Here is a 14,637-nt window from a genome sequence, read left to right on the forward strand (position 1 = left end):
ATGAGCAAAATTCTCAGGAATCACCTTATAAAGAAGTAAATGAAGTAATTAAATCACTTTTAAATGAAAAAGAAAATTTACTTTCTTCTGCTGATCCTAATTTGGAACAATTACAACAATTAACAGATAAAATCAAAAAAGTTCTGCCACTTGTACAAAAATTGTCTAATGCTTTAAATTCATTAGATGATATCAACAAGGATGAAAATCCATATGCTTGACAACATCTAAAAGACGCAATTTTAGACTCTTTACCAAGCGATAAAGATGATGATGACCAAATAAAACAAAAAATTGATAATCTAAACAATGCGCTTTCAAAAAATGAAGATTATATTGAAACAGAAAAGGCTATCAATAAAGCTAAAAATGTATACACAGATAAAGAAAAGAACTCACCAAATTTTGCTACTAAAGCTTCAGAATTAGAACAAAAGATAAATGATCTAGAAACTAAGGTTTTAAACAAAGATGCTTCAATTTTGGATCTAAAGAAAGCAAAATTGGATGCCGAAACATTGTATGACGAAGCAACAAAAGATAAAAATGATTTCTACAACAAACTAGAAGAAGTAAATTCTGAAATTTCTAAAAAAATCAATTACTTATTAAAAGATTCTTCACTACGTGGAATCCAAGTTCCAACTCTTGAGTCTGTTATCAATCAATACAATGCCGATAAAAACTCTCCCGAAGCTAATAGTGAAAATCTAAAAGTATATTTACAAAAAATGGATGCCGCTTACCAAAAAGATATATTTAATGCTAAAAAAGACGAGACATTAAATAATATAAATTCTTTAAGGAAACATCCATACACTAATAATCCACTTGCTTCCGAAGTTGCTCAAAAGCTAGAAGAATATGTGCAAAATATTGTCAACAAAGCTAATGCTTTAAGCAGTTCGGATAAAGAAGAACTAAGCAAGTTAAAAGATAAATTAGATGCAATAAACTCTTTAGTGAAATCACAAAAAGAGGCTTTTGATCGTATTCAAAATCTTAAAAATCAAAATAATGATACTGATAACCAAAAAGCTGTTGATCTTGAAGATAAAATTAAACAATCACTACCATCTACAACTACAGATGAAAGTCCACAAGAAATATTAAACAAAAAACAAGATCTTGATAATGCGGTAATTCAAACCAAAACATCACCAGAAAACAAAGAAGATATAACAAACAAAGTAACAGATGCTAAAAATGATTTTGACCAAGGTTCGTTTGAAAATTTAGATCCTGGTTTCAAACAAAAAATGGACGACCTTTTCAATGGGTTGCAAACTGATGCAAATAATATTACAAATAATGAGCAAGCTGCTGAAGTTAACACTAAGTTAAATGATTTGATTGATTCAATTGATAATAGCAAGCAAATTGCTAAATTAGTTAAAGATACAAACGATTTTTATCAACAAAAAATGTCTGAAGTCGAAGATGAGAATCACGAAAAAACTCAATTGATTGAAAAAGCCTTAACCGAACTAAATAAAGCAAATGAGCAGTTAAAAGACTTATATGGTTCGAAAGATTTAAATGACAAAGATGTCTATGATTCAAAAGAAAAAATTGAAAATTTAAAATTACTAGTTGATTTAACAACAAGATTGCGTGAACTTTACCTTTTTTCTTTACAAAAAATTAATAGTATTAAATATCCAGAGGGAACTGGTAATTTTGGCTCAGCAAACGGTGAGCAAGAGGCTTTTGAAGATTATGTTAATAGATTGTATTCAGGAGCAACAAGTGAAGTATTGAGTCGCGAAAACATAATTGGTTACATTGAAAAATTCAACGACATAATTAATTTATTAAACAAACAGGAAGAATTGATTACTAAGCAGCAAGAAGTAGCAGCATCAAGACTATGCAGAACCGTAAAAGATGTAGTAGATGCCAAAAACATGGCTGATGCAATTTTAAGAAGTGTTCCAGTTGATGCTGTCTGAAAAAAACCTGCTATAGGCGATGTTGTTAAACCTGTTCATTACATTTTGAGTCTTCAAAAAGTTTTAGAAAACGATTTTACAAAACTTTTGAATATTGCAACTTTAAGACAACACATTGCTGATGACATTATTAACAGAAACCAAACTAACTTATTAGATTTAATTGAAGAACGTTATGACGAAATTTATTGAGTTGACCTAAATGAAACTGCTTCAAAACAATACATTAAGGCTTACTATGAAAACCTTTTAACTGAATTATCAAATGCTAATTTAGATTCGCTAACTAAAGCTCCTAGTGATTCAAGTTTTAATAATTTAAACAATAAACTTGAAGAGATTAGAGCAAATGCTTTTGATAAATATGCTAATCTCTACTTCTATGAAGCAATTATGACTAATGTGAAAGCTGTAAAAGAACAAAATGATTACTTAAAAAGTCTTTATCCTGATGCTTTCACTGACTCAGAAGTTATTAAACAATACACTGAAAAACTATTTGGCTCAGCCCAAGATGTAAATCCTCCTGTTGTAGGTTTAGTAAATAAAATTACTGACAATTTATTAAATGATGACATTTCAAAAGATACACTGATTGAGTGAAGTAAAGAAATGTTAACAATCTCAGCTGCTTACATACCGGCTCTATATTATTCAAAAAACTATTATTTCACTGCATGACCACAAATCAAGTTATCAGACGAACAAAAAGCACCATTAAACGAAATAGTTGATCTAGCGTTACAAAAACTTAAATCACGACTAATTGTCAACGATCAAAATTATGATATTGTCATTCCTAGAAGACAACTAGAGTTAAAATATCTTCAATTTGTTCCTAATACTTACAAAATTGAAGTTCCAACAAATGGATCATGATCAGAATTGTATGTAAATAAAGATGCTTCTAATGCTTATACATTCAATCAAGCATTCTGAGACACATACAAATTGCAAGCCAACATCCAAATTGCTCAATCTTGATATGCACTAAAAGATACTTATGCTCAAGATGACACAATGAAAGCTGTTTTTGAAGAATTGAATCAAGCTATTCAAAGAGCAATTCAACACACAACTGAAACACTAGAACAAATCAAGCAATCAGATCCAAGCATTACTACTGACGATCAAGCAATTGTCGAAATGAGTAAAAGAAAAAATGCCTCATTCGAAGAACTAAGAAATATGCAAACAGGATTGTTGCACAAACTAAAACAAACCAAACTGGACCAAGCTAAAACCTTAGCAAACAACTTTGTAAAATTGAGCGTTTTAATGCTTCAAAATAATATTAGACCAACACTAGAAAACTCAAGCGATCCAGATTTTACATACTTGTCTTCAGTTAAGGGTATCAATGATAAGGATACGTTCAATGAAATTTCTGAAAAATACAACTCATTACAACAAAAATACCAACAAAATGTCTTGAAATTGTATCAAGGTCTAAAAGCTAGAATTTATTGAGAACATAAATGATTAAAAGACTTTGCTGATTTAATAAATAGCGTTGAGGGAACATCAAAACCACAAGATTGAGAAGATTTAACTAAAGCACAATTGCTAAAAATTATGCAAGTAAGTGAAGATGATTTAAACTCACTAAACACATTCTTAAGTGAGTTCAATTTTGACCTAACACAAGAATTAAGTGATGAAACCGTTAAACAAGGAAGCGACCTTTACGAAAATGTGTTCACTACTGCAGTTGATTCATACATGGCACAAATCAAATCACTTGATACACAATTACAAACACTGAATACTAAATTCATTAGTCCATTAAATAAATTAGCAAGAGAATATAGTGATTTCAAAAGTGATTTTGCCGCTAAACAAAATAATGATGCGTATGCAAATTACTTTACAACTATCTTAAAAAGCATTAATAAATATAGTGATATTGAATCAAGTCTAAATAGTTTTAAAGACGAAAGTCTAGATGCGGCCACAATAAGTGTTGTTGAAACACTTAGCTCGCTTGTTTCATCTCTAGCTAATAACGATTATACAGATACTTCAGTACAAGCTCAGTATCCACAAACTGGCGACCAAGTTCAAAAAATGAACAACGTAAAAGAAAAGCTACAAACACTAATTGGTCAAATTTATAAAAACCAAAAACAATTCAACAACCTAGTTTATGGTGCAAATGATAACGCTAATTCACTTGTAAAAATTTACAAAGACTACACTGAAACTTATTCTAATTTTGGTTTGCTATTTTCACAAGTTGTTAATAATATTAGCCCTTACAACATATACGAAAATAGCAACAATATTTCTAGTCGAAATCCAGATTTCAGTAATTTCATTAAAAATTCATATAAAGAAAAAGATGCAGTTGAAAAGTTAAAAACTGATATTTTAGCCAACTGACAAAAAGACGTTACTCCTTTCGACATGGTGTTAAAAAACATTGAGAGTTCATACAATTCAATTAAGCAATTAAAAGATTGAATTGGTTACAAGGATAATCTAAATGAAATTTTTAGCTATTTAGATGTCGTTCCTGACTGACAAAAACCAAATGAAGCAAATTACAACGATATCGTTGTAAAAGAAGGAATTTGTGCTGAAGATATCGTTGAGAAATGAAATCAAGTAAATACTTCAAATGTTGAAGATCCTAATGAACCTAACCCAGAATATGACTATGCTTCTATTAAGGATAAAACTGAATTTTTAGACTTGTTCAATAAGTTCAATATTCTAAAGTCTAGTGAAAATCAGAAATTTAACCTAAATAATGTTGATGTTCAATTCTATGAAGCTAAAACTGATTCTCAATACATTAAAATATTCAACCAAACCGATGGTTTAACTAAGAAAATTAAATTTAATTTAAGGTTCATTTACAAAAAACCTGAAGGTAGTTCATCTTATCCAGGCGTAGATTACATTGCAAAATACTATGACGGTGTAACCATTTCAGTAAATACTTTGGACGAAGTTTTTATAACACAACAAAGCTTAGGTTCTAAAACAAAAGAAAAAAGCAAAATTTTCGACTGAAATAAAGCAGGTTGAAATGCACAAAATGTTATAAATAATTATGTTGGCGCATTTGCTAAATATTCACTCCTAGACATGGCAAAGCGTAATATAGACATATTTTCTTCAGAAGTAAAAAATTATGGAAATATAAACAATCCTGAATCAAGTACAAATAGCAGAGAAGATGCACAAAACGACAATTTAAAAGTAAAATTGAAGTTAAAAGACGATTTTCTTTTAACACTACGAAAAAGTAAGGCTGAACCACTATCCGATGGCGACTCATACAAACCATCTGTGTCTAGTGATGGAAATCAATATATTTATTGAACTGTTAAAGATATAAATATTAAAAAATATTCAGAATATGTTGATTATATGATTAAACTTCGTATAGCCTTTCCTATGGTAAAGGTCAAAAATTATGAAGAAGGTGAATTTAAAGATAGAGCAGTTTTAATTCTTGATTTAGATTTAGGAAATAGACTTTATAAAAATAGTGACGAGGGAGAAACTAATCTTCTTACTGGATATATAAATGACAGCAATAATTATGTAAAAAAACCTAATACTTCTGCTAATTGAATGTTCAAAACTTATAACTTTGGAACTCTAGATGATAAAGCAACAGAAAAAACAGTACATCTAAATGATGGGACAACACAAACTTATAAAACCCAAATCAAAGTAGACAAATTAACTGAGTATTTAAATATGGCAAAGGCCGAAGATTTGTTGAATGATCTCGATGCTTTTAACACCAAACTTTTACTTAAAGATTCAATTGTGAATAATGATGAGACTTACATAAAAAGATTTGGTGATTTTACTCCAAAGAGCTTTACTTCTTTGTGACACCCTTCACATGACAATCCAGATTTTGGGGGAGGGGTTTACGAAACTGCATTTACTCCAAAGGGTGAAACCATATCTAAAGGTTTTCCTTATAAGACAAACATCGACAAACTAGAAATCAAATTGAAATTACACTAATTTAAGAAAGGTAAAACATGACAAAATCAAGCAAAATATTATTATCACTAAGTGGAATTCTAGGTATTGCGGTTTCATCTTCAACAATTGCACTAGCTTTACAAAAGCAAGATTTTGACAAAAATAAAAATCACTTTTATAAAACTTTTGACCAGTCAAAAGATCAATTTCAAACATACAAAGATGTATGAAATTTCAGTCCAGAAGTAAAAGAAGAGTTAAATCAAAAACTTACTAGTGCTCAAAATTATTGAAATGATGATAATAAAAATTTCAAAGAAAAAGTTACTGCCATCAATGATTTTCAAAATTCATTCTTTTCTAGTGTAATCGATGATTTACAACAAAATACTAATAGCAATCTAACTCAAGATCAGACTGTTGAACTACAAAGTTTTCTATATACTCAAAGAAACAGAATACAGGAACAAAGTATTTATTCATATTATTTTGCCAACAATCCGCAATTCTCAACTGATATCGATAATTTTGTCTCAAACTGAAACTCGCTTTCGGTACAACAAAGACAAGAAAAATTAGCGGCCTTTAAAGATTTATTCACTATTTCAGTAGAAAAGCAAGAAAAATTACTAAATGATGTACTTGAATCTAATGAGAGTGACTATTTAGCATCACTAAAAAGTGATATCAACTCTTTACCAAGTCAAGCGCTTAAAAACCAAGCCAATTCTTTAATAGATAATATTGAAGCCAAGTTGGTACAAAAATCATTTAGCTACAATGAAATCAATATTTTAAAAAATGATGCTAAAGAAATTGTTAATGTTTACAAGAAAGATAAACAATCTATTGACCAATTAGTTTATGAAATTAATGGTTATTTAGATCAATTAAATTCTTATTTGAAAAATAACGATGCAAATAAGGAAATTGCTTCACAATTGCAGCATTTAATTTCTTCATTTAATGTTCGATTAAATTCATCTACCTCAAAAGATGATTTTGAGCAATTGAAAATTGACTTACAAAACACTGTTTCAAAAGTTTTTGACAATACTAAAAACATTGAAGAAATTAAATATAACTGAACCTCATTTCTTGAGATCCAGAAAAAACAAATTAAGCATTTAACTAAACAAGTAGAACAAATGCAAAATTCGAGTGCTTATGAAGACTTCGTTGCAAGTACCGAATATGATAAAGTTATCGAAGAGAAAGCTAAATATAGTGCTCAGCTTTCACAATTAAACTTATTAGATAAGAAAATTTCAACTATTCTTAAAAATTTAGATGAAAGTCAAAAACAAAACCTAATCAGTTTAGATAAAAATCATGAGTACAAAAATGCTTTAAATAATTTGATTAATAGCAATCTAACAACTGAAAGTTTAGACAAACAAATTAATGAAATTGCTAACAATGTTTTAGCTGATGTTAGTGCACAAGTTTATGCAAAGGAAACTAAAAATAACATCGAACAACTACTAAACGCCTTGAATGCTTATGCTGATCTAGGTTTAGCAAAAGAAAATAAACAACTTTTCAGCGCTCAATTGCAAGAAATGTATCTACAATTAGATTCAATCTTCAATAGCGATAAACTAAAACCTACTGATGCTAAAAAATTAAGTACTGCCCTAGAAGAAAAATGTCGTCAAGCATTGCTAGGAATGTTAAAGACTTTGGACGATACACTAGCCAAATTTTTAGCTTCAGTTTACAATGATGCAAACTCAGCTGACATTGTGAAAAGAATTCAAGATTTCATTGATCAAGAGTACTCACAACAAAACATTACTTCTGACACAACAAATAGCTCACAAGCATACAAAAACGCAATCATTCGTCGTTTAAAAGAATTAGCACGTTTACCTTTAATTAAAAAAGCCAGTCAAATTAAACAATATCTATCTAATACTACAGATAATGCTTACATTACTTATAATCGTAAAAATGATTTAATTTGAAAAAGCTCACAAGACATCCAAGAGCAATTACAACTTCTAAATGATTATCAATCTCAATTAGATAGTTTAACTAATGATGCCTGAAATGGTGAACCAACTGAAACAACAGCTAAAAATTTGGATGCTTTAAATGAAAAAATAGCTTCATATGCAAAAAATATTGATGCTCTAAATAATTTAGATGCAATCAATGAAAAAATCAATGACTACATTCAAGAAATTTTCAAAGATACAATTGGAAACGAAAAACTTGAAAAACAAATTATTGCTATTAGAAGTCTTCAAAATAGTTCACATAATTTATTTAAAGATGACAATGTTGATTCTTCAGCAATCAAAGATGTAAGCGACAAATTAAGTCAAGCCTTCAATCAATTACAAAGTACAAAAATCGATTCTAACTTATCTTCAAAAGCTGAAGACGCTAAAAAAGAATTAGACAACCTTTATCCAGATGAAGAAGATAAAAAGTTGACAAGTTATCAAAAATTAAGTCAAAAATTAAATGATTTAAGCAGCAAAATTCAAAATCAATCACTTTCACAAGATGATGTTGATGCAATTAATAAAAACATTGATAATTTAGAGCAAGCCTTACCTTTGATTCGTAATTTAGAAAAAGGGACTCAATCATTAAATGATGCTGAAAATGAAGTATCTAACGATTCAGATGCCGGACAATATGTAAATAAAGCAAAAGAAGAAAATGATAAACTAAAACAAAAAATCAATGACTTAATTAATAACGTCAATACCGACGAAAACATCAATCTTGAAAATCTTCAAAACTTGCTAGACTCACTAAAAGAACGTCTACAGGACACAAAAAACAGTCTTTTAAAAGATAAAATTGCCAAAGTTAATGCTCAAATCAAATACACAAAACCTTCAGACTATGTTGTGGGTGTTGCAATTAAGTATAAAAGTGAAAAACCAAAAATCACTGATGGCTGATTTGAAAGTTTAATGAATAGCAATTCAGATGAAAAATTAAAAGATGCACTGCAAAAATTTGAAGCAATAAAATCTCTAAATGATTCACTAGTTGAAGCACAAAACTGAATTTTGCAACATAATAAAGAAACAAAATATCAAGAAATTATTGACAAATTAAGTGAACAAGTAGCAGATAATATGTTTGCTTATGATGATACTATCGAAAATTCACAAAATAAAAAAGCAGAAATTGATAAAAAATTAGCAGAAGCAAAAGCTAAAGTTGAATTACTATCTTCAATCGATGATTTGAAGGCTATTTTAGGCAACCAAAATGACCAACAAAAAGCAATTTATCATGATTTGTCAAACGAAATCAAACAATTAGAAGCAGAATATAGTTCATACTTGGAATCTAATGATTTAACTAGTGAACAACTAGCCAACAAAAAAGCTGAATTAGATGCAAAAATTACTGAACTAAAAGCTAAAAAAGAAGCAATTGATACACAGTTGCAAAATCTAATCAATGATATTGACGCAAACGTTGTTAATAAGACAGATAAAGCAATTGAAGCATTGAAACAAGTAAGCGGTAATGAAAATGATTCATTCCCATTGTATGAAACAACTAAAGCTGATTATGAACAACAAAAAACTGATCCACAGATTACTTTAGATTCGCTAAATAGTTTTAAAGATAAAATGCAAAAGGCGTTTGCTAAAGATAAGCTAAACAACAAATTAAATAAATTAGCTAAGTTAACAAATCTAGATGAGTTCGACACAACTAATGTCGAAAATCCAGCTTTAGATGCAATTAACAGTGTCAAAAAAGGCATTCAATCATTTGCTGAAGACTTAAAAAATAGACTAAGCCAAGACGATTTAAATCAAGAAGATTTTGATAAAATTAATGGCCAAATTGATAAGTATTTAGATTTAATTAATACTCAGAAAAAAGTCGCAAAACAACTAAAAGACTGATTAGCTACTGAAGATAGTCAACAAAAACAAAATCTTCAAAATGCAATTCAAACATTATCAAAAGCATTGCAAAATTCACAACCAAGCATTGAAAAAGACTATGATGATACAGAAGCAAAAAATTCACAACTGCAACAAGTTTATGATTCGCTAAAAGATCAACAAAGTAACAAAGATGAAAACAAAGATGCAATAGATAATCAAGAAAATGGTTTAAAACAAGTACTTCAAAATACTTTAGCTGAAAACGCAAGCGATGTTGATAGTGAAGCACAAACTAAAATTAACCAACAATTAGATGAGTTAGTTAACAAAAACAATGGTGCAACATCTGATGAAGAAATTCAAAAAATTAAAGATTTTATCAATGACTTAAAAGCAAATAAAGATAACGTAGTTGAACTTGCTAAAGAAGTAAAAAATGCCCAAGACGCACTGAATGCAACAACTGATACTGACAATTCACACATTAATCGTCTAAAAGATAAAGTTAAAGATTTAATTAAGAAAGCTCAAGAAAATTATGTGCCACAGAATTTGGACACAACTACTCTATCAAAACTAAAAGATGAGCTTACTAAAGCAGTAAAAGAATTGAAAGATTCGACTGAACTTCAAGACTTAATTAAACAAGCAAAACTTATCCTAAATGGTGATAAAACTCAAGAAGGTATTGAATTCTATACATATAAAGGTCTAGAAGACAAATATCAAAAAGCAAGAATCAATCAATTTTTGGATAACATTCAAGCAGATTCATTAAACGAAGACGGAAGCCAAAACTCAGCCATTTTACCTCAACTAAAAGCAAGAGTTAGCGCAACAATAACCTTGCTAAACACATTAAAAGCCATATCACAACAAATTAATCAATGAAAAGGTGAACAAACTGATAAAAATGAAGTTTACAACATCGATATTGAAGCATTAATCGATACATTGTGAACTAACAGTCCACAACCAGAACAAAGATATCAAGACGACCAAGATAATGCTAAAATTTCGGCTAAAAACATAGCAGCATCTCAAAAAGAAAATGAAATCAAACAACTTCACGATCACAGGCTTGCAAATTACAATTTAGCCAAAGAAATTTTAGAAAAAGCTGAGTCAAATGACTTAGCAAATTCACTTCCTGAATTCAGTCAAACGATTGCCAAACGTGTGAAAACATTGATGGCACTGAATGTATCTTCAACAGATGATAGTGTATTATTCAGTCAAAGTAATTCTGAAGCTATTAATCAACAACTACAAGTAATTAAAGATTCTTTCGACACCTTAAAACAACTAGCAACAGTAATTAAATCAATTGAAAATGATGGTTCATCAACTAAATATGCATTTAATAATGACAATGAAAACATCAAACCATTCTATGATGAATTTACAAACTTAATTGCTAGTGCTAAAAATCTATACAACACTAATGATGTAGCAAAAGCACAAGAGTATACTAAAAAATTGGCTTGATACCAAAAAGTTGCTAACTCATTTTTACCAAGTTATGTAAAAAGTATCAAAAAGGTTAATGGTAATGAACAATTATCAGATAAAAACTTGAACACAAAATTAGTGGAAAAATTAACATCGCAATGACTAGAAGCTAAAAATATTTCTCTCGATGCTAGTGAAGAAGATTTTGAACATGCACAAAGTGATTACGAAGCAAAAAATAATGCTGTAGTTGATTTAAAAAATGCCTTATTTGAATTAGATGAGGCTTTAATTGATGCGCAAAATTTCCTTGATTTTGAACCAACAAGACAAAATCAAGAATACATTCGTAGCAAGCAAACAAAACAAAGCATTGAAGCACTAAAACAAACAGTTGCACAAGCCAGTGCAACTTTCCACAGTAGTGATTTATCGCTAGAAGCAGTAAAACAGGCTAAAAGTGATGTTTTAGATAAAAGCAATGAAGTAGCAATTAATATTTCGCATGATGCTGACAAATTAAAAGAAACTTGTCAAGCTCTTTACGACTATGTAAAAGCTAAAAATAATGATTCAACAACATGAAATGTAACCATTCCTGACGGATTTACATATGAAGTTTTAGATAGACTTAATAAAGCTAAATCAACAAATATCCATGACCATTCTTTCATAACTACTGAAATTCTTGACTATGGAATTAGAAAATTAACTGAATTCATGAATGATGTTTTCAATTACGAACAAAGCAGAATGTTTGAAAAAATTAAACTTCTTCAAGCATACAAAGATGCGTTCAGTAGTTCGAAAACAAGAGACTATGAAGGTGTGCAAGATGCATACGATGAAATAGTAAGCACACTCACTGATTTACAAAACATCAGCGATGCAAGTTTATTCAATGTATTTGGGTATGCTTCAGTTGATGCAACAAAATCTTTTGAAAGTGATTTTGTCGATACTGTGGAACAAAAAATTAGTGCAGTTCAATCTAAAATTAATGCCTTAGTGTCTAAAGCAAAAGAATTTTTCAGTATGTTATTTGATAATACTGCGGATAGCCCTCTTGAACAAGGCTTATTCTTTAGATTTGAAACTACTTTCTTAGGTGAGTATGCTTCTTATGAAATGCTTTATGCAATTGAACCTTACAAGATGATTAATATTGAAAATCCAAATTTAGACGTTTACAAATTTTTAGGCTTCAATGAATCACGAAGAATTTGAGTTGAAAAAATTCATCCTGCAATGCAAGAATATGCAAATTTGCTAAAGCAAGATAAACTTCTAAGTGGTTATGCAAGTGCCACAACCCTAGCAAAACTTATGCTAAACACAAATTCAACATTGAATGATTTTTATGATTTTTGAGAAACTCTGTTAAAAGAATATAGTGCGAAATATGAAGAAATTAGAAATTATTCTTTACTAAAAGAAGCAATGGCTGATATTTACGCAACAAAAGACATTAATAGTAATGACGCTAACATAGAAAGTATCAAATCTTCCATTAATAGCATATATAGCAATTATTTGGACTTAATACATGTAACAAGAACATGACGTGATTTGGTAAATCTCTTCTGAGTAAGTTCTAAAATTCCTGGAACTAATGAATTCTATAACTCAAAACAATTGTGATTTATAACTGACATTTCAAAATTAGCGCAGCTATCTACAATGATGAGAACAGTTAATGAGCAAGATCCAAGCGATGGACGACTTAATAGTTACTTTGCTTCATTAATGTCAAAATTAATGAAATACGACTACACCTATGGTCGAAGATATTTAGCCATAAGTGCTTCAAATACTGCTACAAGAGAACAATTCTATCAAGCACTGATGAAATATTCAAAACCAGGTGATACAGAAATTGACATCACCGAAAATGATGAAATCCTTTCACTATTTAATTTATTTGCATTTACTAAAAAAGACAAGTCAAGTGATCCATCTGATTTTAATTTAAAAAATGTAAGAGTTAAAATTGTAAAACAAGATGATGGTTCTTGATACAAAATACCTAACGCATCAAATTCTCGAAATATATCATTTAGACTTAAATATGAATATACCCCAAGCTACTTACCGGACTATATAAAAGTAGATCCAGTGTTAAGTATAAGAACGTGAAATTGATATGATCAAAGATCGATGGAATCATTGATAAAAAACGACAGCACAAGATTTTGAACTTCCGAAGAGGCTTCTGAGTTTCCAGCACAAAACAAATTTGGTGATGCTTCTGTCAGCTTCGTGGCTGCAGGTGGTTATGCTGGTACTGATGAAGACAAGCCTTTTACTGAAAGCAATAATAAATTTGGTTATGATGCAAAAACACCTTTCTTTGATGTGGCAACTTCAAGTTGAGACAAAAACTTAACCAAAGATCAATATGAGCAAAAGATTTCTGAAGACATTGCATGAGCAATTAAAAATTCAACTAACAGCCAGGCACTAACAAAAGTTTTCGTTGATAAAGAAAATAATGCTATTTGACAAGACGCGTCTTATGACAATAATCAAAGTAAGTTTGACATCAAGTTCACAAATCCTAGATTTATTAATTATCAAAATAATGGGCACAGTGCTACATATCTAGATTTAGAGCATCAATTCCAAATTATGCAAATGAATATCAATAAAAGAGAATTAACTGTAATTCAAGCGATTCCAGGAGAGTTTATATCGGCTCCTTATAGAAATACAGAAGCTGACTCAGAATTCAATGATCTAGTTGGACTAGGCAAAGCATTCGTTCCTAGTGATGAAACTAGCGCTTACTCATACGTTAAGGAATATAATTCACCAACGGTTACAGTTTATTACTACAAATTCAATTTTGAATACAATGAAGAAGATAAAAAAATCTACATTTGAAATAGTTGAATGGAAAATCAAACATTCTATAAGAATTTTACAGTATGATCGACAGGCAAATTTTACGCACCAATGTTTACTGAGCATAAAGTTACTTACCCAGGACAAACTAGTGAAAAAACCATACACACAATATCACCAGTCAATGCAGCAATTCTTTTCTCTAGAGGTGATGTTATGCAACAAATGGGATTAGGAACATCAAAATCTTGAAACTATGATGATGCTAAAAAAGATACATATATCGACATAAGGGAAAATGCAGATCATGTTTTAACAACACAAGATGCTGCTGGAAAATATAATTCATTCAAAGTTTTCAAAAACGATATGAGTGGAAAATTAGTGTGATTAGATCCTGACAATCCTAAAAGCACACACGTTACTGACGATCCTACTAAAAAATCAATTTTATATAATGCTGGATTAATTAAATTCAAAACCCAAATTCAATAATACTTCAACGTGACACTCCGAAATTACTTGGAGTGTTTTTTATTTTTAAAATTGGTTTCATTTTT

Annotated in this window: 2 protein-coding genes; both read left to right on the forward strand. The window is 29.7% G+C overall.

Features of this window, described 5'->3' with window-relative positions; genetic code table 4:
- Positions 1-101 precede the first annotated feature (101 nt).
- A complete protein-coding gene (locus tag ACWXVT_RS02025; RefSeq protein ID WP_455967871.1) occupies positions 102-5,945 on the forward strand; it encodes a hypothetical protein in 5,844 nt (1,947 codons plus the stop codon).
- A 17-nt stretch (positions 5,946-5,962) separates the two neighbouring features.
- Positions 5,963-14,572, forward strand: coding sequence for a hypothetical protein (locus ACWXVT_RS02030; RefSeq protein ID WP_455967872.1), 8,610 nt, complete (start codon positions 5,963-5,965; stop codon positions 14,570-14,572).
- The last annotated feature ends 65 nt before the right edge of the window (positions 14,573-14,637 follow it).

The sequence above is a fragment of the Mycoplasma sp. 1573 genome (assembly GCF_053851775.1).